The sequence below is a fragment of the Paenibacillus tritici genome, from assembly GCF_018207515.1.
Classification (GTDB): domain Bacteria; phylum Bacillota; class Bacilli; order Paenibacillales; family Paenibacillaceae; genus Paenibacillus_AQ; species Paenibacillus_AQ tritici.
The window spans coordinates 5,172,465-5,194,697 of the sequence record NZ_CP073365.1 but is presented as its reverse complement, the minus strand read 5'-3'; the positions used below and the strand labels follow the sequence as shown (position 1 = coordinate 5,194,697).

Genomic DNA, 22,233 nt, shown 5'->3' with positions numbered 1-22,233 from the left:
TTGCTTGCTAACCGGAAATAATATTCTTTACATTAATGCGAGTGTCGGTTGCGTACCCAATCGGGATCGCGGGCAAGGCCGTTGCGGTTGCCAGATCAATCGGACGAATCGCGCTTAGTTCTCCGACATAGGCCTTGGTGTCTGAGTAAAACGCCAAATCGCCGATAGAATCAAGCGCAACGAGCCTGGACTGGCTACCGGTTGGGTTTAAAATTTGCAGACCACCCGTAGGGAAAGTGGTGGGCTGTATGGTGACGCCAATATACTTTTGATTGCGCGACACACGAATTTTATCCTGGCCTTTGTAACTGGGGATTTCTGAAAAAGTATAGCCTTGATCATTTCCTTGCATATCAAGCTCCAGGCCAACTAATAGTTTCAGATAGCTTTTTCCTTCTTCCGTGGTGCAGAATAAATATTCATTGTCCAAGAAAACTGCAGATACCGTATTGTCCAGTAAACTAAACGTGCGGGGGACGCTTTGTGCAAAAAGATCAAGATAAGTAAGCAAACCGGTTGTTCCAAGTGTGACTTGGGTATGTCCATCCGGGTGAAGTGTCAAGGGGTTGTGAATTCCGTCAAAGGTAAGCTCATATTCGTTGCCATACTGAAAAGTGGAGTTGTTGTCAACGGAAATGGCAACAATATAATCTTTTTTATCAGCAAGCTTGCAGGCAACATAGACATAGGAGCTATTCTGATTACTCGTAATGGCGAAAGGTGTACCGGGGCCCGCATCCACATTGGTTATAACCGTATCTGTGTGGGCATCAATAATCGTAACACTATGATCTACTGAATTGGCTACATAGACTTTATAACCATTAGGAGCAAAGAAGATTTCAACAGGTTCGACATTTGCGCCAACGAGAGTGCCAGCGCGAATGGTTTTGATAACGTTAAATGTATTCGCATCAATGACGGTGATCGTATTCCCGTGGGTATTCACTACATACAGCTTTTTCTCTACAGGATTCATGCACATAGGACCAGGGTTCATACCAACCTGAATCCGTTTGATAACCTTATCTTCTACAGGATCAATAACAGCAACATATCCAATGAAATAATCAAGCTCATAAGACACATAGACGTAAGGATCGCCGCCCGCGGGTAAATTGCTGATACTGTTTGCCTTCTCCTTGTTCGGATTCACGAATGAAATCCCCTTTCTTGTGCTCAGGGCCTATGTTGACTGATTGCTATAACCCGAAATAATATTCTTGACTTTGATACGAGTGTCAGTTGCGAACCCGATCGGGATAGCGGGCAAAGCCTTTGCGGTTGCCAGATCAATCGGACGGATCGCGTTCAGTTCTCCCACATAGGCCTTGGTGTCTGAGAAAAATGCCAGATCGCCGACATAAGAGAGTGGAACTAACCAGGAACTGGCACCGTGTACATTATAGATTTGCAGGCCACCTGTCGGTAAAGTAGTGGGTTGAATGGTAACACCAATATATTCTTGCGTACGTGACACACGAATTTTATCCTGGCCTTTGTAACTGGGAACATCTGCAACTTTATCAAAGGTGATGTTTCCCTTCCAATCAACAGTCAGGTCAGTAATCCGTTTCAGAATGGCCTTTTCTTCTTGCGTGGTACAGAATAATAATTTGTTGTCCAGGTAAACCCCAGATACCGTATTGTCCAGCACACTTGACGTGTTGGGCAAGCCAATACTACCATTTCCAAAATAGGTAGCCATGCCTATAGGCCCAAGCGTGACTTGCGTGGGTTCGTCCGGGTGAACAGTTAAGGGGTTGCGGATCCCGTCAAAGGTAAGCTCGATGCCTTGATTATACGGAAAAGCGTGGTAGTCATCTTCAACGGAAATGGCGACAACAAAATCTTTTTTATCGGCAACCCTGCAGGCAACATAGACAAAATCACTATTCTCATTACTCGCAAAGGCGAAAGGCTTGCCTGGCTTGCCAGGAACGATATCCAAATTTGTTATAACCGTATTCGTATCGGTATCAATAATCGTAACGTTCTGATCTCCGGCATTGGCTACATAGACTTTGTTACCGTAAGGTGAAGCGAAGATAGCAACAGGATCGGTATTTGTGCTGCCAACAGTGCCAACGCGAACGGTTTTGATAATGTTAAATGTACCCGTATCAATGATGGTGACCGAACTCGAACGGGTATTAAGTACGTAAAGCCTTGTCTCTGCGATATTAGTGCACATCGGGCCAGGGTTGTAGCCCACCTGAATCCTTTTGATAACCTTATCTTCTAGAGGATCAATAACAGCGACATACCCGATTTGATAATCAAGTTCATAAGACACATAAACGTAAGGATCCCCTGAGGGTAAATTCTTGCTGCTATTTGCCTTGTTCGGATTCACGGATGAAATCCCCTTTCTTGTGCTCTACCTGATGGACTCGCCGGGCCCGGCGGACTGACAACCATGATGGGCAGGCGCGCCAGATAGTATCCGGATGCCGCATTTGGATGTCTGTTATAGGTTATGCTTATATTTTCCACACAGAACAACCAAAACGTCCAGGAAGGCCACAAAAAGGGTTGGTGTAAAGTCGTTTACAATACATAAGCTCTTGTTATATCTGCTGTTATACCTGCTCAAAAAGAGCTGCCCCCAAGTCCATTTCGACCTGAAGAGACAGCTTCACGTAACGCTGAGTGACCCATAGGATGGGCCGCTATGCTGCTATAAGGATTGATAGCTATAACCGGAAATAATATTTTTGACAGTGAGGAGATCCATGAAGTTTATGCCAATCAGTATACCGGGGAGGGCTGTTGCCCTTACCACATCAATTGGAATAATCGCCATCATATCTCCTACATAGGCCATGTTGTCACCGGCAAACGCTAAATCACCTACAAGGGAGAGCGGAACAAATCGTGAACTAGCAGCGTTTACATCGTAGATTTGCAGACCACCTGTATGAGAATTAGTGGGCTGTATGGTGACGCCAATATAATTTTGATTACTTGAAGCACGGATTTTATCCTGGCCTTTGAAACTGGATATTTCTGTGAATTGATCAAAGGTAATGTGTCCCTTATAGTCAATTCGCAGGTTTTTAAATTGTTTCAGGTAGGTTTTATTTTCTTGGGAGATGCAAAATAATAATCCGTTGTCCAGATAGACCCCGGATACCGTATTATCCAACAGACTCAGTGTTTTGGACTGATAAACTTCATGGATTCCAAAATAAGTCAACATCCCAGTCGGCCCAAGTGTGACTTGTGTTTGTCCTAATGGGTGAGCGGTCAAGGGGTTGTGGGTCCCGTCAAAGGTAAGCTCAATTCCATCTCCAACTGGATAAACGCTATCATCCAGATAGGAAATGGCGACAACATTACCGTTATCAGTATCTTTAGACTTGCATGCAACAAAGACATAGGGGGCATTCTTATGACTCGCAAAGGCAAACGGGTAGCCACTTCCGGCTGGAACCATATCTACTTGCTTAATAACCTCATCCGTGACGGAGTCAATGATTGTCACGGCCCTGTCACCAGAATGGGCTACATAGACTTTGTTCACGCTAGAAGCAGCGAAGATAGCAACAGGAGCGCTATTGGTAGAGGGACTGCCAATGTGAACCGTTTTGATAACTTTTAAGGTATACGTATCAATGACAGTGACAAAATCCTGATCGATGTTCACTACATAAAGCTTATCCTCCTGGTAATTCAAGCACATAGGTCCGGGGTTGAAGCCTACCTTAATCCGTTGGATGACGGTATTTTGTGCAGGATCAACGACAGCAACATGGCCACCACCATTGCTAGCAACATAACTCACAAACACATAAGGATAACCTGATGATAGATTCCTTCTGCGGTTTGCCGTACTCGTATGCACAATTAAAAACCCCTTTCATGTGCTTCTGGCTCATGGACTCGCCGGGCCCGGCGGACAGACAACCGGATGGGCAGGCGCGCCGGTTGTGTCCGGAGGCCGCATCAGGTTGTCTGCTGTATGTTATGTCCGAATGCTCCGGCCCGAATAATCCATTTGTCCAAGAAAGCCACAAAAAGGCAGAGGTTACCCCTTTACCGCTCCCGCAGTAAGTCCGCTAACAATGTACTTTTGGCAGAAGATGTACAGAATCAGTACGGGAAGGGAGGTCAGCACGAGGTCTGCGAAGATCAGGTTCCAGTCCCGGCTGTACTTGCCGTAGAAATTGTACACCGACAGCGGCATCGTCCAGTCCGAGCTGTCCGTCAGGAAGTAGAGCGGAATGGTAATGTCGTTCCAGACGGACATGAAGACCATAATCGCTACGGTGGCGTTGACCGGAACGATCAGCGGGGTCACAATTTTGAAGAACACATCGAACGTATTTGCACCCTCCAGAAAAGCTACCTCATCCAGCGCTTTGGGAATAGAGCGGATGAATCCGCTGTACAGGAACACGCTGAACGCTGTGTTGAGTGAAGCGTAGATCAGAATAACACTGGTGATGCTGCCGTAGAATCCCATCCACTGCACAACGCGGATCGTGGTAATCGTGGACATCGGCGCAATCAGGCCCATGAAGAAGAACATGTACAGGAAATTCGACCATTTGGTCTCCCGGCGCACCAGAATGAAGGAGGCCGCCGACGAGGTGAAGATATTCAGAATAGAAGAGACGCCGGTAATCAGCATCCCGTTCAGGAACGCGCGCCCCAGTCCCCCTTCACGGAAGACCGTTGTATAGTTGGAGAAGTTCCACTTCTCCGGGAGCCGCAGGGTGAATTTCAGCACCTCGGCGCTGGTCATGAAGCTTCCGAACAGCATAATCAGCAGCGGCAGGATAATCAGCAGGGAGGCCAGGATCAGCAGCCCTTCGACCACATAGTTGCGCCAGGCCATTTTACGTGAAAAGCTCATTATTCCGATACCTCCTTACGCCGCATGAAGATCAGCAGGGGAATGGCAATGACCGTTACGGCAGCGAACAGCAGGGTGTTGACGGCTGTGCCCAGCCCCCAGCTTCCCTCTCCGAACGAGCGCAGGATGATTGTACCGACTACCTGGGAGGCATTGCCGGGTCCCCCGCCGGTGAGCACGAATACCTCGGAGAACACCTTAAGGCCGCCGATCAGAGTAAGCATCAGATTGATGTTGATCGCAGGGAGCAGCAGCGGAATCGTGATGCTGTGGAAGCTGCGCCAGGAACCGGCGCCGTCTATGGTGGCGGCTTCATAATACTCTTTGGAGATCGACTGGAGTCCGGCCAAGTAGATCGCCATCTGGAAGCCGGTATGCTGCCAGATGGACACGAAGGCCACGGTCCAGATGACAAGGGCCGGATTGGTCAGCCAGGCCTGGCTCAGCGAAGGCAGACCCACAGCTTCGAAGATGCGGTTAATCGTTCCGTCGGAGCGCAGCATGGGTGTGAACACAATGCTAATAACCAAAACGCTCAGGATTGACGGAGAATAGAAAATAGCCCGCAGCAGATTTTTGGATTTTAGCTTCATGTTCAAGCCGACCGCCAGCGCGATCCCGAGCAGATTCTTGCCTATAACGGTGACCACGGCGAAGATGGCCGTATTTTTGATGGCGAGCAGCAGGGTTCTGTCGGTGAAAATACGCTCAAAGTTGTCCCAGCCGATAAACTGGATATTCTCCCGGTCCAGCCGCCAGTCGGTGAAGGAATAGAAGAGTCCGGTTAGCGCGGGCAGCACGAAAAACACAGAATAGATCAATAGCGCAGGCCAGATCAGGTAATACGAGTATAGTCTCTTGGATACTTTCATCTCTTCACACTCCTCTATAGCCAGGAACAGAATAAAGCCCCGGATGGACTTTATTCTGCCTGTTGTAATGGTTATCCGCTCTACTTAAAAGCCCTCTACGCCTTTGTCCTTCATCAGCTGGCTGAATTTCTCATCCCAGGCCTTGAGTACGCCCGCAGCGTCCAGACCGCCGGCGAACTCATCCTGAAGCAGACGGTACAGCTCGCTGCGGTCTACGATCATGTAAGCATCGGTAGTCAGTGTAGTCTTCTTCGGTGTGATATATTGATCGACAATCTCCTGCTTGTATTCCGGAAGCTTCGGCGTAGTGACATCGCTGAAGTTGGAGACGGAGCCCTGGCTGTCAACCATTTTCTGCGCGACTTCTTTGGTGGCGAGGAACTCCAGGAATTTCTTCGCTTCATCCATATGCTTGGCTTTCTTCGGAATGAACAGCTGTCCGCCCAGCGGGCTTGCGCCCAGACTTGCATCCTCAGAGGAAGGGATGGCGAACAGGCCCAGATGTACATTCGGGTCTTTCTCCGCCACGTTCACGATCAGCCAGTCTCCCATGAACATCATCGCGGTTTCCTTGTTCAGGAATTTGCCCACGGCCATATCATAGCTGTCGCTGAGGATGTCAGTGTTGGTGTAGCCTTTCTTGTAGACCTCGTATTGCTGCTCCAGGAAGGTCGCGAATTCCGGAACATCGGACCACTTCTTGCGGCCGGCATTGATGTCCTCGAACAGGGAAGGTTCATTCTTGGCCGCCCAGTCGGCAAAAGCGGCAGCCGGCCAGATATTCGCCGCCCAGTTATCCTTGAACGGCATGAAGACCGGCGTGATGCCGCTGGCCTTGATTTTCTCGCATACGGCCAGGAATTCCTCGTAAGTTTTCGGAATACTCAGCCCCAGCTCCTTGAAGATATCCTTGTTGTAGACTACTCCCTGCATGCCTGTATCCTGGCTATAGTGGAAGCTGTATACATGACCATAAGCGGAGAGAACGTCCTTGTTCAGCAGCCTGCTTACCCAAGGCTCATTGTCGAGAATCTCGAAGTTGCGCTCCAGGTTAAGATCCGTGGTGGCACTGGCGAGATTATATTGAATCAGGTCAGGGACCTCATCGACGGCGAGCTTGGTCTGTAGCACGGTGGCGGTCTGCTCCGCCGGAAGCAGCTGGAGATTCACTTTGATATTGGTTTTCTGCTCGAACTCATCCAGCACGGCCTGGGCCACAAACGCCGAATCCTGCGAGCTTTTGGAGATGGCCAGCTCAATGGTTACCTTTTTGCCGCCGCTGCTGCCACTGCCGCTGTTTCCGTTTCCGCCGCTGTTGGTAGCCGCAGCATTGCCGGAGCCTGAATTGTCTGACCCGCACGCCGCCAGCGATAAGGTCATTACACCGGCCAGTACGCCTGTTGCGATTTTTTTCAGTTTGCTATTCATGTGATCGCCCCCGTTATGAAATTTTCTGTAGATTGAATCCGTTTACATTTTTGATTATAGAATGAGGATTGCGTAAGGTACATGTTTGTACTTGACTCTTTCTGTGTAATATTCTGAACTCCGCGGCCGCTTGTCGGTTTGCCTGTTTGGTTGTAAAGTAAGGAGCATCAAACGCTTCAGGGAGGATTCAACTTGGCTAACCTACTGAACAAATTGGGCAGAGGCAGGGTTCAGGCCAGTCTGCAAACGAAGTTCTTCTTCACCTTCATGCTGCTTCTGCTGATTGTGCTGGGCTGCTTCCTGGTCTATGTGAACTATATGGTCATCCAGCCGCTGAAGGACAAAACAGAGAATGAAATGAAGCTGGCCGCCGTCAAAGTCAGCGATCAGCTGAACCTCTATATCTATAACCAGAACCAGTTGTCCCAGCGGATTCTATCGAATAAAGAGGTGTTCACACTGCTGTCCGAGGGCGATTACTCGCAGCTTACCCTGGAGGGCCTGACCCGGAGCCGCAGGCTTAAGGATATTATGTTCCAGGCGCTGGGTCCGAGTCTGAACATTGAAGATATGATTATTTATGACCTAAAAGGGGCCGGGGTGGCCTCTTATATCGGAACCGCCGGGAACCCGGCTTCGCTTAGGCCATTCCTGGAGATCAGCGGCAAGCTGGCGACCTGGAATGCAAGCGGTTACGCGCTGTACCGCCACCCGGGGAATGCCATTTCTTTTGTGCGGGCGATTATGAACCAGAACGGCCAAGTGTTCGGCTATCTGGTGGTTCAGCTGGATCAGCGGTATTTGAACCGGGCGGCTGCGGGCCTTGCGGGCGGCAAGGTGTATATCATGGATCAGGAGCAGCGGCTGGTCTCAAGCTCCCCTGTACTGCTGGAAGGGGAGAAGGTCCCTGAATTCACAGCGTCTGCAGCTTCTAACGGAATCTATCTAAGCAGCAGCCAGAACTATGTAGCCTATCACCGGTCGGCCGAAACGGGCTGGACTACGTATGTGGTGAACCCCCGCAATGTGGTGCTCGGCCCGGTCAACTCCGTCAAATACATCTCCATTCTGCTGATTACAGCGCTGATTCTGTTCTCGTTCATCTTCATCTACTTCTCTACGAAGAACCTGCTGCTTCCCATCCGTAAGCTGCGCAGCCAGATTCTGCGGGTGAACTATAGCAATCTGAATGTGAGAGCGGATACCCGGACCCACAACAATGAGCTGATTCAATTGAATGGAGCGTTTCAGGAGCTGCTTGAACGGCTGCAGGAATCCATTGAACGGGAAAAGCTTGCCCTGCATGAAGAAGTGAAGTCGCGGAATTCCGCACTGCAAGCACAGATTGCTCCCCACTTCATCCATAATGTCCTGTACCTCATCAGCATTGCCGCCCAGGAAGGTAAAAATGGGGTCGTCTCTGACATGTGCAAGCACCTGTCGGACAGCCTGCGCTATATTGTATCCTCGCCTTATCAGCATGTGACGTTGACGGAGGAGCTGAAGCATACCCGGCATTATTTGTCTCTGATTCAGCAGAATTTCGAGGACGATCTGGAGTGGGAGATTGACGAAGACGGGGTGTATGACCGGATTGAGCTGCCCCGTCTGGTCATCCAGCCGTTCGTGGAGAACTGTATTGAACATGCCTTCAGGAATACGGACCCTCCATGGAAGATCCAGGTGCGGGTGAAGGTGTATAACGGTCTGTGGGCCATCGAAATCCGCGATAACGGAGAGGGCTTCGAGCCGGGCCGGATCAAGGAGATTCTGGATAAAATCGACGGCTCGGATTCAGGGGTGTACGAGCTTCAGCATCATACTTCGGGGATTGGCAATATGGGCATTGTGAACACCGTGAACCGGCTGAAGCTGATGTACACCAACCGGCTGTTCTTCAACATCTACAATCATTCCGGGGAGGGGCAGGGCGCCACAGTTCAGATTATCGCATCCATGAGCAAAGACTTCTACTAGACCGGGAGGGACAGCGATGTATACCGCTATTATTGCCGAAGACAGCAAGCCGATTCTACGGAATATTGAGGCCCTTATGCAGTCTATGGAGCTGCCTGTGCATATCGCAGCCACTGTATCGAACGGGCTGGAGGCCCTGGAATATATCAAGACGCATCCGGTGGATATCCTGCTGACCGATATCCGTATGCCCAAGCTGGACGGGCTTGCGCTGATCGGGCAGTGCAGGCAGGTGAATCCGAAACTGAAGGCTGTGCTGATCAGCGGCTACAGTGATTTTGAATATACGCGCAAAGCGCTGAACCTGCAGGTGTTCGACTATCTGCTGAAGCCTGTCGAGCGCGGGCAGCTTGCGGAAGTAATGGAGCGGCTGGTTGCCCATTTGCAGGAGCAGCAGCAGCAAGGCAGTGCCGAGGCTCTGCCGGATGGGATTGCCGAGCTACGGCAGCGGAAGAAGAGCGGCGAGGAGCTGTTCGGGCAGCTCGAGCAGTACTTGCAGCAGCATAAGTACTCCCAGCTCTCGATTACCGATGTAGCGCTTAAGTTCCATGTAAGCCCCTCCTATGTGAGCAGGATCTTCAAGAAATATTCGCACCAGACCTTCGTGCATTACACGATGAAGCTGAAGATTACCGAAGCCTGCCGGCTTATCGCTGAGCGGCCGGAGCTGAAGGTGAAGGAGCTGTCGGAGGTGCTGTCCTTCGGAGACCAGCATTACTTTTCCAAGGTGTTCAAGGAATATACCGGCGTAAGCCCTACAGAGTATAAGGGAGGGGAGCGGTAGCCGGTATAAAGATCGATTTTAAAAATTTGAGTCGAGGGAAAAGTGGCGGAGGGGAATTTTGGAACTGGAGGAGCGATAGCGACCGCCTTTGTATTAGGATTTCTACCGCGAAGAGCGATTCAAATCAGGAAATTTTAATACAACAGCGGCCGGAAGTCCAAAACTTCTCTGGAGTCACGGCTAATCCCGCAACAACAAAATCATTAATTCTTACGTATAGACGGCAGCGCAGCTGATAGGGGCGGTGCCGTCTTTATTTTCCATATTTGCCGGGCGGGATGCCGGTGATGTTCTTGAACGTGCGGATGAAGTTGGCATAATCATTGAAGCCGGACAGGTAACAGGTATCGGATACGGAGTTTCCGGCAGCCAGGAGCTGCTTGGATAACGCGATTTTTTTGAGCAGGACATAACGGTAGACGGTTCCGCCGGTCTGCTGCTTGAACAGATGGCTGAGATAGTATTTATCCAGGTTCAGTTCTCCGGCGATGTGCCCCAGCGACAGGTTCAGATGCAGGTGGTTATCAATATAGCTCATGGCGGATTGGATATGGGAAGAGATCATGCTGGGAACGGCGGAACGGGTACGGCTGTACAGCTCATTGACCAGCACCAGGATTTGAATCAGGTAAGTCAGGGCCAGCACCTCACTGCCATATTGCTTATTCTCCAAGGCCGCAATCAGAAGGCGGGCCAGGTCGGTATACTCCGAGAGCAGCGGCTCCTCCATCCGGGCCAGGTTATTCTCGCCGGGCTGGCGGTTCTGGAAGCAGGCGAGCAGATTGGTCGTCGCCGTACAGAACGGGTAGACCAGCGGAGCTTTGAAGTGAATCGTGAGCCGTTCGTAGGGCTCCGGGGACCGGTTGATGATTTTATGAATCTCATGGTTGTTGAAGAGAAGAACGTCGCCCCGCTGGAGCGGATAGCTGTACTGGTCCACGAATCCGTTCACGCTGCCGCCGAGAAACAGGAAAATTTCATAGTGGTCATGGATATGGAAATCCCGCGTCGGCGAGATCGGGGAATTGCCGATCCCTGCCAGAATATCCCCGTCGAACGATTGATAATACCGGGCGTGCTTCATCCGGGTGGCCCCTTTCCTAACTTGCTGATCACAATATACGCAATAAATCATCATTATTCGCAAAGACATTGCAATAATACCACAATACACTAGAGAAGAAGAATACCTGAAAGGGTGGAATGGCAGATGGATGGGATGGAACAGCGTACCTACTGGCTGGATACGATGCTGAAGATCGGAGGGCCGGTTCTGGAAGCCCTGGCTGCGCGGAGATTGAAGGAACTGCTTCCTACGGAGTTTCACAGTGACCGGAGCCAGTTTGCGCATCTGGAGGCTTTTGCACGGCTGGCCTGCGGGATGGCTCCATGGCTGGAGCTTGAAGGGCTTGAGGGCGAAGAAGAACAGCTTAGGGCCCGTTATGCCGGGCTGATGCTGGAAGCCATAGATGCGGCTGTCGATCCGCAGTCGCCTGACTATATGGAGTTCAAGACGGAAGGCCAGCCGCTGGTCGATGCGGCCTTTCTGGCCCATGCCCTGGTGCGTGCGCCGAAAGCGGTTACAGCCCGTCTGTCCGAACGGGTCAGAGGCCATCTGATCCTGGCGCTGAAAGAGACGCGCCGGACCGCTCCAAGCGGCAGCAACTGGCTGCTGTTCAGTGCGATGGTGGAAGCGGCATTATATATGCTGGGCGACCCGGATTATGACCGGATGCGGGTAGGGTATGCCGTCCATATGTTCATGGACTGGTACAAGGGCGACGGCGTATACGGAGACGGGAAGGATTTTCACTGGGATTATTACAACAGCTTTGTGATTCAGCCGATGCTGGTGGATATCTTGGCTCTTTTTGAACAGGAAACAGAGCAGTATGCTCTGCTCAAGCCACTCGTCATGGACAGGGCGCAGAGGTATGCCTCCGTTCTGGAACGGAGTATCGCACCGGATGGAACGTATCCATTCCTGGGGCGTTCGATCGTCTACCGCTTCGGTGCGTTCCAGCTGTTGTCCCAGGCGGCGCTCCAGCATTTCCTGGAAGACACGCTGCCTCCGGCACAGGTGCGCTGCGCTTTGACCGCCGTGATCCGCCGGATCATGGAGTATCCGGGCACGCTGGATGAGAACGGCTGGCTCCGTCCGGGCATCTACGGCTACCAGCCGGAGCTGGCAGAGAGCTATATCAATACGGGCAGTCTCTATTTGTGCGCCGCTGTCTTCCTGCCGCTGGGGCTGCCTCCGGCAGATCCCTTCTGGTCGGGGGAAGACATGAAATGGACGGCGCTGAGCATCGCAGACGGTGAAAATGTGATGCGTGATCATGCCTTGGAGTAGAAGGGGGAAGAAGAAGTTATGAATCAACAGGAGCTTGCTGCCATCGTACAGGACATGATACCGGCAGATCTAAGCTTATATTATACGCAGGGAGATTCGGAAGCTTTTTGGACACAGGCGTTATCCTCGGAAATATTGCAGGCAGACCTTGCCGAGATTCGCGCAGAGGCGCAGAGGCTGGACGGGCAGCCTATACCGCAGCTTACGTACACTCTATTTACCCTGTATGGACGGACCGGTTCGAGGCTGGAGTATGAACGTCCTTATTTTGAACGGAGAAGAAGGTTGAATACCTATGTGTTCTTAAGTCTGCTGGAGCCGGAGAATACGGAGCATCTGGAAAAGCTGGCCGATGTGCTGTGGGCGATATGCGATGAGTATACCTGGTGTGTACCCGCCCATCTGCCCGCAGAACATGATGCCTCAGAGATTAACCGGCATATTGATCTGTTCTCCTCCGAGACGGGCTTTGCCTTAAGTGAAATATCGCTGCTGCTCGGAGAACGTCTTCCGCCGTTGCTCCGCTCCCGGATACGCAGTGAGCTGGAGCGCAGAATCTTCCAGCCGTTCCTTGAGCATGGCCCGTATTTCTGGGAGACCTCGACCCACAATTGGGCCGCAGTCTGCGCAGGCTCCATCGGGGCGGCAGCACTGCTGCTTGTGAAGGACCCGGCCAGGCTGACGGATATCCTGCTGAAGACGGAGAGCAGCATGAATTATTATCTGCAGGGCTTCGGGGAGGACGGGGCTTGTCAGGAGGGGCTGGGCTACTGGAATTACGGGTTCGGCTATTTCACTTATTATAGCGATCTGCTGCGTGCAAGAAGCGGCGGCAGACTGGACTGGTTCAAGCAGGAAAAGGTGGCACAGATTGCCCGCTTCCAGCAGCAATGCTTCATCGACGGCAGCTATGTCGCCAATTTCTCCGACTCGGTGCCTCAGGTTAGGGTGCATAGAGGACTCTCCCATTATCTGGCGGAGGTCTATGCCGGTGTCCTGCGCCCGCCGTCTGCGCTGCGCGCCCCGTTCACGGAGGATCACTGCAGCCGCTTCGCCCCGGCTCTGCGCAACCTGATCTGGACGAGAGCGGGTAAAGAGAACATCACTTGGGAAGCGGGCAGCAGCTATCTTCCCGATGCCGCCTGGCTGGTATCGCGGCATGTGTCCGCAGCAGGCGCCTTCGGCTTTGCCGCCAAGGGCGGCCACAACGATGAGCCGCATAATCATAATGATCTGGGCCAATTCATTCTGAGCGGCCGGGGAGAGATTTTCGCCGCCGATCTGGGCAGCGGGGAGTATACGGCGGACTATTTCGGAGCCGGCCGTTACGGGTATGACTGCAACGGATCACAGGGCCATTCGGTCCCGGTCATTGACGGCCAGTACCAGGGGGCAGGCCGCGGATTCTGCTCCAAGGTGCTTCATGCCGCTGCGGCGCCGGATAAGGATGAGCTGATGCTGGAGCTGGCACGCGCCTATCCGGTAGCTGGACTGCAGTCCCTGGTCCGCTCGCTGGTATGGCATAAGGAAGAGCTGCCGCGTCTTGAGCTGACTGACACCTACCGTTATGCCGGGACTCCGGCAGGCTGGATGGAGCGGTTTGTCACCTGGCGCAGACCGGAGCTGGCGGAGCCGGGCGGCGTGCTGCTGCCGGGAGCTGATGGCAGCGGTGGCGTTCTGGTGGCTTATGATCCGCAGATCGTGCAGCCGGAGATTACGGTACATGCGTACAAGGATCATTTTGGCCGGGAGACGCCGTGGCATAGTCTGGACTTCCATGTGCTTCAGCCCGGGGCAGAGGGCGTATTGGCTTTTACTTTTCAATTTATATAAGTGACGATACGGGGTATATCATTCAGATAAAGGCGGGATTCAGATGAGCGGAACCACACAGCAGGCCTGGGTAGATGAGGCCTGGAGCAAGGCGCTGGAGAAGACGAGAAGGAACAGTGTGAGCATCGGGGCCGAGTTCCCCCATGCGAGCCAAGGCGGCAAGTATGTACTGGAGGCGCCGAGCTGGTGGACGGCCGGCTTCTGGCCGGGAACGCTCTGGCAGCTCTATGCCGGGAGCGGCGACGAGAGCCTGAAGGCGATTGCCGAGCGCTGCGAGCAGCGGCTGGACGAGGTGCTGGACGGATACGTGAAGCTGGACCACGATCTGGGCTTCATGTGGCTGTTGACCAGCGTAGCCAACTACAAGCTGACCGGCGCAGAGCAATCGCGGGTCCGGGCGCTTAAGGCTGCCAATTATCTGGCTGCCCGCTTCAATCTTAAAGGCCGCTATATCCGGGCCTGGAATCCGTGGAGAGAAGGCGAGGACAACAGCGGAGTCGCCATTATCGACTGCAGCATGAACACCAGCCTGCTGTTCTGGGCTTCCGAAGTCACCGGAGACCCGCGCTACCGGCATATCGCCGAAGCGCATATGGATACGGTGCTGGAGCATTTCATCCGGCCGGACGGCTCTGTCTATCACATTGTCAATTTCAACCCGGTTACGGGCGAAGTGGTGGAGAAGCGCGGCGGACAAGGCTATGCACCCGAGTCGGCATGGTCGCGCGGCTCGGCTTGGGCACTCTACGGGTTGTCGCTGGCCTATCATCATACGGGCAAGCGGAGTTACCTCCATGCGGCCAAGCAGGTCGCGCATTTCTTCCTGACCCGTCTGCCGGAGGATCAGGTTCCGCATTGGGATTTCCGTGCTCCGGGTGAGGTTGGCGAGATCCGTGATACCTCGGCAGGTTCCTGCGCGGCGAGCGGTCTGCTGCTGATGGCCAGCCAGTTGGAGGCCTCGGAGGCTCATGTATACCGGAATGGGGCGCTGAGAATTACGGAATCCCTCTACCGGAATTATGGAACATGGGATGATGCAGAGGAACAGGGGCTGCTGCTTCACGGCACGAGCAATTACCCGGAGAACCGGAATATTGATGTGCCGCTGATCTACGGCGATTTCTTCTATGTCGAAGCACTGGCCCGGATCAAAGAAGCCGGCCCGTTCTACTGGGAGTAGGGGGATTATGATGACCAGGATAAGCGACAATCCGCTACAGACCCGGGAGGATCTGCTGGCCGCGCTTGAACAGCTTACAGATCCGCTGCGTCCGCTGTACAGCAAGGGCGGTGCAAGACTTGACATCGGCCGGACAGGGGCAAGTTATCCGGCAGCGACTGCCGGAATGGAGGGATTCTCCCGGGTGCTGTGGGGGCTGATTCCGCTGCTGGGAGGAGGCGGGGACAGTGAGCTCTGGCCCACAGTGCTGGACGGTATCCGGCATGGCACCGATCCCGGCCATGAAGAATATTGGGGAGAGGTGCGGGACTACGACCAGCGGCTGGTGGAGATGGCAGCCTTCGGCTTCGCGCTCGCAGCGATCCCGGAACAGATCTGGTCCCCGCTTGCCCCGCAGGAGCAGGAGCATCTGTATAATTGGCTGAATCAGATCAATTCTCATCCCTGCTATGACTGCAACTGGCTGTTCTTCAACGTGCTGGTGAATGTCGGGTTCCGCACGATAGGACGTCCCTATGATGAGGTTCAACTGGAGAGCAACCTGGAGCGGATGGATGCCTTCTATCTGGGTGAAGGCTGGTACAGTGACGGTGTGGACGGACACTGTGATTATTACGGACCCTTCGCCATCCATTATTATTCGCTGCTGTATGCGAAGCTGATGGGGCAGAAGGACCCGGAGCGGGCCCGGAAGTTCAAAGAACGGGCCCGGCTGTTCGCCGCTGAATTCGTGGCCTGGTTCGCCCCGGACGGCTCTGCGCTTCCTTACGGCCGCAGCCTGGCCTACCGGTTCGCCCAGTCGGCGTTCTGGAGCGCCTTGGCCTATGCAGAGGTCGAAGGCTTCTCCGCCGGCACTGTCAAAGGGATCATCCTGCGCAATCTGCGCTGGTGGTTCAGCCAGCCGATCTTCGATACCGCCGGTGTGCTGACCATCGGTTATACATATCCGAATCTGGTTATGGCGGAGAATTACAATGCCCCCGGCTCACCCTACTGGGCGCTGAAGACGTTCCTGCCGCTGGCCCTCGGTGCGGAGCATCCGTTCTGGAAGGAGCAGGAGCTGCCGCTGCCGGAGATTCCGGCAGTGAGTGTGCAGAAGCCCGCACATCTGGTCCTGGTACGGGAGCCTGCTTCCGGTCATACAGCAGCCTTCAACAGCGGGCATCTGTCAACCAATGAGCATACCCATACCTCGGCCAAATACGAGAAATTCGTCTATTCCACGGGCTTCGGATTCAGTGTGCCCCGTGCGGAATGGGGATTGTCGCAGGGGGCCTTCGATTCCATGCTTGCGCTTAGCGAAGCGGGGGAGCATCTCTACCGTGTACGGCGCCGGAACCTGGAATCGGAGATATTGGACAATCTCCTGCGGTCCGTCTGGAAGCCTTGGGCGGACGTAGAGGTGCGAACATGGGTAGTGGCGGGTCTGCCCTGGCATATCCGGGTACACCGGATCGAGACAGGCCGGGCGCTGGATGCCGCTGAGGGCGGATTCGCCCTGGGACAGGAGACCGGGCTTGCGCAGCAGCTCAGCGGATCGGGTGCGGCGGCGGCAACGGCGTGGGGAACGAGCGGTATCCGGGGGTTAACCGGCTATATGCGGGCAGAGCTGATCTGGCCGAATGCCAATACGAATCTGCTTCGCCCCCGGACGGTATTGCCGACATTGACCGCTTCCCTGGAGCCGGGAATTCATTGGCTGGTCTCAGCGATATACGGCGATCCTTCGGCTGTCCCTGTTCCTTCCGCTCAGCTAACGGAACTGCCGGGAAATATCCTGGAGCATGACCCGCTGTCTCTGTTGAACGTTACTTTGGACGAGGATCAGATTAAGGTTCTTACGACCGGCGGGGCAGAAGTTATTATTCCCTTGCAATAGAGAAGAAGGGCTGCATCTCCCGCAATAGGGAGGATGCAGCCCTTCTTATGCCAGCCGAAGGGGTTACAGGGTTACGCCCTTATCTCTACAAGGCTTACTTCAATAACGTTTCTGCCAGCCGGACCAGCTCATCTTTGGTGTAATCCTGGCCGCTCATCTCGTCGAGCTGATAATGGAGCATCTCCCGGCTGCCCGGAATTCCGGCTGTCCATGTCAGATTATTTCCGCCTCTGTACTTGGTGAAGAGCATCTCCACTCCTTTGACGACCAGCTTCTCTGAGGTGAAATCAACTTGTTCGTCGATGTATTGTGTAACCGGGCCGTTGGTTCTGCTAATGTGTAGAGTGACTTCCTGGTTACCCTTCCGGTAAGCGGCAGTCAGACTAAGCAGACGGTCTGACAGCTCCACCGGCAGCATGGCATAATCCTTGCCGGACTGCTCAGCCTGCTTGCGGAGTCTGTCCGCTGTAGCGGCGGCTTCCTCAGGGGCAGGGGGATGGACCAGATTGACCGGCTCGAAATGAACTGAAGCACTATGGAAGGAATATCCGTCGCCAAGCCGCTCTGCAACCGTCACAGATTGTCCTGACAGCTTGGCTTGGAGTGACGCCAGGTCCGTGTAGCGGACAGGCTTGAACCGGGTATCCGTCACTCCGTCTGGGTTATGGGGCAGGACATAGAAGATGGCTGCGGTGCCCTCTTCAAGCAGTTCTTCCCCTAATTCCCTGCTGTAATCAAGCCGCCGGATATCCTCCGCCTGAACCTCCTGGAATTCTGCGGCAGGCTTAACCTGTAGAGTAATCTCTCCCTTCTTATTGCTTAAGCTCTGGTAGTGAACCGCAGCGAACCCGGAGGATGCGGTCAGCAGCATACCTGTAATAACCAGTATTCCAACTTTATATTTCATGAAAAAACGCTCCTTTTTATGTTGTTCGGCATACAGCTGTTTCATCACGCGGCCGCTCAGATCGACATCTCCAAGGTCTTCCTTAAGAAGGATTTCTTTCAGCTCCGTGTCTTTGTAAGACGGCATAATAATCCTCTCCTTTTGCCTCTGTATAATATTTGCGGAATTTCTTGGCGCTCCGCTCATACTTTTTCCTAAGTCGTGTACTGCTCTGATGGAGCATCAGGCTGATGTCCTGATAGCTCAGCTCCTCGACACTTCTCAGGATCAACAAGCTGCGTTCTTCAGCCGATAACATCGCCATGGCCCGCTGAACCTTCTCATCCGGGAACTTGGCCTCGATCTGCTGATCCACCGGCCGGTACTCCCGCTCATCCTGATAGAAAAGGCTAAGCGCCTTGCTCAGCTTCCGTCTGCGGATCACATCAATACAGTGATGGTAAGCGATCTTGTACAGCCACGCTGTGAACGGCACATCAGGCCGGTAAGCGGACAAAGAGCGGTAAGCTTTGAGAAAGACCTCTTGGACGCCGTCTTCCGCTTCGGGATAAGAGCCGAGCATATGATAACAGTAGAGAATCAGCCGCTTCTGATAGTGAAGCAGGATACGCTCGAACTTATCGAGATTGCCGTCCCGCACCTCACGAATGGTATGATGTATAGTTTCATCCTCCAAGATTTCTCCCCCCTTTCAATCTGTACAACGGATGATGAGGCAGGAATGTGACATGTTTTCAGAAAAACCTCAAAAATTATAGCTGAAAATACAGCCTAACAAAACCCCATGCCTGTGAGACGTAAGGCGGCTGGATTATCAATTGTCCGTTGCCGGATTTCCTGCTATAATTTTGGCATGTACGTTGATAGGGGGTTACACTGATGGCAACGAATTGCTCATTAGCTAGGAAGTCCTCATGCAGAGCCTGATCCGGGGCGATACTTTGCGTGGGGTGCGGCAGGAAGATCTTGATCGCCCAAACTGATTTTATCGTTTCTAATCGCAGGCTCTGCACCTTACTTGGTTTGATCAATACAAATAAGGGGCTGAAGAGCTGTGCAACCAACATTTATTAGAAACCATCAATATAATTACATTAAGAAGCAAGCGGATTTTGTTCTGAAAACACTGCGTTCTGTAGCGGACCGCCGGGTCCTGGAGACCGTGAGATACAGTGCTGAGTTGAAAGTGACGGGGGCCTTTGCTTCCCTGACCACCGATCAGGAGCACATGCTGAGAGCCATCTCTTCCTTCGAGAAGGCTGAGGATTTCCAGCAGTATACGAGCGGGCTGGAGTCTTATCTGGAGCCGTTTCCGCCGATTACCCTGAAGCAGATTCAGAAGCTGTTTCCCAAGAATAAGAAGATGAAGCTACCTGATCTGCAGTCGATTGATTTTCGCTATGTGACGTATCTGGCCTGGGTTGATATATCCACGAACAAGCTGTTCATCGTCTACCCGTACGAAGGTCAGTTCATTGGTGTAGAAGGCAGACTGATACCGACGCACAAGAAAGGGTATTGCCTGTTCTGCAACCGCCAGCAGGAGCTTGCCTTCCTGACGGTCAAGATCAAACCGGAGATTGCTGCGGCAGATAATTTTGCTTCGGTGGGCCAATACGTATGTATGGATAATCACGGCTGTAATCAGAGTATTACGGATATAAGTGCGCTGGAGAAGTTCGTACTTTCGGTGCGCAAATAGGATAGAGCAGCGGTTCACCTTTTGGTGGACTGCTGCTCTATTTTTTTGTGTAGGCGTATAGGTGAGGACGGACAGAGTTGGAAAAAAGGCACTTAATTCTGCTGAATTAGAGTAATGTGGGGAAGCAGTTGGAAAAAGTACACTTAATCCGCTGAACCTTAGGGATTTAGCTAGAATGGGAGCGATTAAGCTACATTTTTCCAACTGCTTATTAGAATTGCGCCAATGGAGCGAAATTAGATGTACAATTTCCACTTAGATATGGCATCTATATAAGAAGCACAAAAGAAATAAACAAAAAGCAAAAGAAGCGGAGGGGAAATTTGGAACTGTAGGAGCGGTAGCGACCGCCTTTGTTCCCGGATTTCCACCGCGAAGAGCGGAATAAATCAAGAAATCTGGGGACGGGCAGCGGCCGGAAGTCCAAATGTTCACCGCAGTGACGACGAAGCTTCAAGTTCAATACTTAAGTGCTTATCTAGCTTACCTGCATCGTCAACTGGACCAGCTCCTCCAGAAGCTGCTCCTCCTGGCTGATGATCTCACACATTCTTCGATGAATCTTCACCCGCGCCGCGGGCTTATTGCCGGAACACATCACCATGATGATAAATTGATTGACCAGATCCCATTGCTCTCCTGCATGCTGGTAGCCCTCAGCAGCCCGGGAGAGCTCGGGCGTATTGGCCCCGCGGTTCAGCAGCTCCAGGAACTGGCTGAACCGGATCCGGCTGATCGGCAGGGCATTGGCGTAGATCTTGAAGTTAGAACTGGCTTCAGCCGAACCATCAGAGGCGATCCCTGTCTCCAGATAGGCATTGGCATAAGCTCTAAGGTTGACGCCAACCTGATCCGGCAGCATCTCATTAGCCGGGCTGTTCAGCATTCCCTGAAGTGTGGTCTGCCAATCTGTGCAGGTATGCGAAGGCTCTCCGAGCTCGAATAAGGCATAGAAGTGACAGGCTTGCTCAAGGATATCGAAATCCACGGCTTCAAGTGTTTTGCCGTAGTAGGCATCCGTCAGGTAGATGATATTGCCGGGCCGGTCCAGACCCACGGCAAGACAGGCATGGCTGGTATGCAGCCTGCGGAAGGCCACGCACCAGGGGCAGTCATAGGAATCGAAGCCGACTAGAACCGGCATTCCCGAAGCTAACCGGCTCTCTAGCAGATCAAGCATATAGCTCTTCTCCAACGCCGACCCCTCCCGCTCGATATAACTGAACGTAAGGCCGTGGTAGGCAGACAGGTAATCTGTACTGATCCGCGGCAGGCGTATCCGCTCAATCAGCGGCTGATCCGGGAACTGCTGCTCCTCCAGGGACATCTGCCAGGCATTGCCGTACATACACTTGCTGTCCCGTCCCTTCCATAGCGCTACAGACTGGATACAGTCATCAATACAACTGCGCAGGGTTGGGTAAGGAGTACTCTTAACGGGAGCAATGTTCAACACTGCTCATCATCTCCTTCGCTGACACATAGTGATGATGCAACCGGTTTCGGTAACAAGCGGGAGTCATCCCGCTATATTCACGGAAGAGCCGGTAGAAATATTTCATGTCGTAAATTCCGACCTCAAGGGCAATAGACTGTACCCCAAGCTCCGTGAACAGCAGCAGAATGCAGCTGTATTTCATCCGGATCTCCTGGAGAATCTGGATGTAGGACCGGCCGGTCTTATTCTTGAGTAACCGCTGAAATTGGCGGGAGCTCACCGCGATCTGCGAGCTCATCTCATTCAGCGTGATCTTCTCGCTGTAATTCGTGATCATATAGAGGATGACATCATGCAGCGGATCATAGTCCAGCCCTGGCCTTTGAACGAAAGGGACGGCCGCTGCGGGCATAATGAGCTTCGCCAGCTGCCGCAGCAGCGGGTATAACTGCTGCTGATCCTGAAGCGTGTTATTGTTCTGCATCCCCTGCATACGGCGGAGCAGGAAGGACAGCTCCTTGTTCTTCTCCCTGTATCCGAACCACTGCTTCACCTCCAGCAGCTTCAGTAGCGGCAAATGATCCTCTTCAGAGAATGGCCCGGCCAGCTCGCTGAGCATCCTTCCAAGCTCCGGCCTGAGCATACAATTGAGGATGAGCAGCGGCTCTGCCCCGCTCAGATCCTGCGGGTGAAAGACATGCGAAACCCCGGGAGGTATCACGAGCATATCCCCCTGCATCACCTGCATTTTATCCTCACCCGCCAGATGAATCCCTTTCCCTTGAACCACATAGGCCAGCTCTACGAAATCATGCTGATGACGTACGGAAGTGACCGTTTGGTGAGTCAGGAGCATTTGTACTGGCGAACAGGAGTCAAATAGATATTCCCCAGTAAATACCGGAAAAACTTCCATAAACAAACCTCCGTTTCCTGCTTCCTCAGGGTGTGAACCTGGAACCCATCCTAGTATATCTCAATATTTTGGCGCATTCAACCATATATTAACAGTTAGGGAT

18 protein-coding genes are annotated in these 22,233 nt (G+C 52.8%); 7 read left to right on the top strand and 11 right to left on the bottom strand.

Features of this window, described 5'->3' with window-relative positions; all coding sequences use genetic code 11:
* Positions 1 to 7: 7 nt before the first annotated feature.
* The 6 genes from KDC22_RS22550 to KDC22_RS22525 form a co-directional block, all read right to left on the bottom strand.
* The gene (locus KDC22_RS22550; RefSeq protein WP_211720386.1) at positions 8 to 1,156 is read right to left on the bottom strand and encodes a YncE family protein; all 1,149 of its coding nucleotides are present in this window, start codon (positions 1,154 to 1,156) and stop codon (positions 8 to 10) included.
* 30 nt (positions 1,157 to 1,186) lie between these two features.
* The gene (locus KDC22_RS22545) at positions 1,187 to 2,356 is read right to left on the bottom strand and encodes a YncE family protein (protein ID WP_211720385.1); all 1,170 of its coding nucleotides are present in this window, start codon (positions 2,354 to 2,356) and stop codon (positions 1,187 to 1,189) included.
* A 324-nt stretch (positions 2,357 to 2,680) separates the two neighbouring features.
* Complete coding sequence (locus KDC22_RS22540; RefSeq protein WP_211720384.1) at positions 2,681 to 3,847, bottom strand: YncE family protein; 1,167 nt, start codon at positions 3,845 to 3,847, stop codon at positions 2,681 to 2,683.
* A gap of 183 nt (positions 3,848 to 4,030) precedes the next feature.
* Complete coding sequence (locus KDC22_RS22535) at positions 4,031 to 4,861, bottom strand: carbohydrate ABC transporter permease (protein ID WP_211720383.1); 831 nt, start codon at positions 4,859 to 4,861, stop codon at positions 4,031 to 4,033.
* A complete protein-coding gene (locus tag KDC22_RS22530) occupies positions 4,861 to 5,733 on the bottom strand; it encodes a carbohydrate ABC transporter permease (RefSeq protein WP_211720382.1) in 873 nt (290 codons plus the stop codon). The genes KDC22_RS22535 and KDC22_RS22530 overlap by 1 nt, the downstream gene beginning before the upstream one ends.
* A gap of 84 nt (positions 5,734 to 5,817) precedes the next feature.
* Positions 5,818 to 7,161: an ABC transporter substrate-binding protein gene (locus KDC22_RS22525; protein WP_211720381.1), complete on the bottom strand. Its 1,344-nt coding sequence runs from the start codon at positions 7,159 to 7,161 to the stop codon at positions 5,818 to 5,820.
* A gap of 192 nt (positions 7,162 to 7,353) precedes the next feature.
* Here KDC22_RS22525 and KDC22_RS22520 point away from each other — a divergent pair, with 192 nt between their 5' ends.
* Together KDC22_RS22520 and KDC22_RS22515 are read left to right on the top strand one after the other, a co-directional pair.
* On the top strand, positions 7,354 to 9,138 hold the full coding sequence (locus KDC22_RS22520; RefSeq protein ID WP_246552864.1) for a cache domain-containing sensor histidine kinase: 1,785 nt from the start codon (positions 7,354 to 7,356) through the stop codon (positions 9,136 to 9,138).
* A gap of 16 nt (positions 9,139 to 9,154) precedes the next feature.
* Positions 9,155 to 9,922: a response regulator transcription factor gene (locus KDC22_RS22515; protein ID WP_211720380.1), complete on the top strand. Its 768-nt coding sequence runs from the start codon at positions 9,155 to 9,157 to the stop codon at positions 9,920 to 9,922.
* A 253-nt stretch (positions 9,923 to 10,175) separates the two neighbouring features.
* Here the strand turns inward: KDC22_RS22515 and KDC22_RS22510 are convergent, their stop codons facing one another.
* On the bottom strand, positions 10,176 to 11,006 hold the full coding sequence (locus KDC22_RS22510; RefSeq protein ID WP_211720379.1) for a helix-turn-helix domain-containing protein: 831 nt from the start codon (positions 11,004 to 11,006) through the stop codon (positions 10,176 to 10,178).
* Between the two features lie 126 nt (positions 11,007 to 11,132).
* Between KDC22_RS22510 and KDC22_RS22505 the strand changes: the two genes are divergently transcribed.
* From KDC22_RS22505 to KDC22_RS22490, 4 genes are read left to right on the top strand one after another with little or no spacing between them, the layout of a single operon-like run.
* A complete protein-coding gene (locus KDC22_RS22505; RefSeq protein WP_211720378.1) occupies positions 11,133 to 12,275 on the top strand; it encodes a DUF2264 domain-containing protein in 1,143 nt (380 codons plus the stop codon).
* Positions 12,276 to 12,293: 18 nt separating this feature from the next.
* Positions 12,294 to 14,108 (top strand): heparinase II/III family protein, encoded by a 1,815-nt coding sequence (locus KDC22_RS22500; RefSeq protein WP_211720377.1) that lies wholly within the window; start codon positions 12,294 to 12,296, stop codon positions 14,106 to 14,108.
* 43 nt (positions 14,109 to 14,151) lie between these two features.
* On the top strand, positions 14,152 to 15,288 hold the full coding sequence (locus tag KDC22_RS22495) for a glycoside hydrolase family protein (RefSeq protein ID WP_211720376.1): 1,137 nt from the start codon (positions 14,152 to 14,154) through the stop codon (positions 15,286 to 15,288).
* Between the two features lie 7 nt (positions 15,289 to 15,295).
* A complete protein-coding gene (locus KDC22_RS22490) occupies positions 15,296 to 17,167 on the top strand; it encodes a DUF2264 domain-containing protein (protein ID WP_211720375.1) in 1,872 nt (623 codons plus the stop codon).
* A gap of 94 nt (positions 17,168 to 17,261) precedes the next feature.
* On the opposite strand, the gene KDC22_RS22485 is transcribed toward KDC22_RS22490, so the two are convergent.
* On the bottom strand, positions 17,262 to 18,200 hold the full coding sequence (locus KDC22_RS22485) for a hypothetical protein (protein WP_211720374.1): 939 nt from the start codon (positions 18,198 to 18,200) through the stop codon (positions 17,262 to 17,264).
* Positions 18,157 to 18,750, bottom strand: a complete 594-nt coding sequence (locus KDC22_RS22480) for an RNA polymerase sigma factor (protein WP_211720373.1) — start codon at positions 18,748 to 18,750, stop codon at positions 18,157 to 18,159. Before KDC22_RS22480 ends, KDC22_RS22485 begins: the two co-directional genes overlap by 44 nt.
* A 378-nt stretch (positions 18,751 to 19,128) precedes the next feature.
* On the opposite strand from KDC22_RS22480, the gene KDC22_RS22475 reads away from it, so the two are divergent.
* Complete coding sequence (locus KDC22_RS22475; protein ID WP_211720372.1) at positions 19,129 to 19,776, top strand: FusB/FusC family EF-G-binding protein; 648 nt, start codon at positions 19,129 to 19,131, stop codon at positions 19,774 to 19,776.
* A gap of 478 nt (positions 19,777 to 20,254) precedes the next feature.
* On the opposite strand, the gene KDC22_RS22470 is transcribed toward KDC22_RS22475, so the two are convergent.
* Entirely contained in the window at positions 20,255 to 21,232 is a 978-nt protein-coding gene (locus KDC22_RS22470) for a hypothetical protein (protein ID WP_211720371.1), read from the bottom strand.
* Complete coding sequence (locus KDC22_RS22465; protein ID WP_211720370.1) at positions 21,210 to 22,130, bottom strand: AraC family transcriptional regulator; 921 nt, start codon at positions 22,128 to 22,130, stop codon at positions 21,210 to 21,212. Before KDC22_RS22465 ends, KDC22_RS22470 begins: the two co-directional genes overlap by 23 nt.
* Positions 22,131 to 22,233: the final 103 nt, after the last annotated feature.

Bases quoted from the DNA above. Each gene is read 5' to 3' on its own strand.
- KDC22_RS22465 (WP_211720370.1), bottom strand. From the start codon at position 22,130: ATGGAAGTTTTTCCGGTATTTACTGGGGAATATCTATTTGACTCCTGT.
- KDC22_RS22485 (WP_211720374.1), bottom strand. From the start codon at position 18,200: ATGCCGTCTTACAAAGACACGGAGCTGAAAGAAATCCTTCTTAAGGAA.
- KDC22_RS22515 (WP_211720380.1), top strand. From the start codon at position 9,155: ATGTATACCGCTATTATTGCCGAAGACAGCAAGCCGATTCTACGGAAT.
- KDC22_RS22525 (WP_211720381.1), bottom strand. From the start codon at position 7,161: ATGAATAGCAAACTGAAAAAAATCGCAACAGGCGTACTGGCCGGTGTA.
- KDC22_RS22495 (WP_211720376.1), top strand. From the start codon at position 14,152: ATGAGCGGAACCACACAGCAGGCCTGGGTAGATGAGGCCTGGAGCAAG.
- KDC22_RS22500 (WP_211720377.1), top strand. From the start codon at position 12,294: ATGAATCAACAGGAGCTTGCTGCCATCGTACAGGACATGATACCGGCA.
- KDC22_RS22505 (WP_211720378.1), top strand. From the start codon at position 11,133: ATGGATGGGATGGAACAGCGTACCTACTGGCTGGATACGATGCTGAAG.
- KDC22_RS22535 (WP_211720383.1), bottom strand. From the start codon at position 4,861: ATGAGCTTTTCACGTAAAATGGCCTGGCGCAACTATGTGGTCGAAGGG.
- KDC22_RS22510 (WP_211720379.1), bottom strand. From the start codon at position 11,006: ATGAAGCACGCCCGGTATTATCAATCGTTCGACGGGGATATTCTGGCA.
- KDC22_RS22530 (WP_211720382.1), bottom strand. From the start codon at position 5,733: ATGAAAGTATCCAAGAGACTATACTCGTATTACCTGATCTGGCCTGCG.
- KDC22_RS22490 (WP_211720375.1), top strand. From the start codon at position 15,296: ATGATGACCAGGATAAGCGACAATCCGCTACAGACCCGGGAGGATCTG.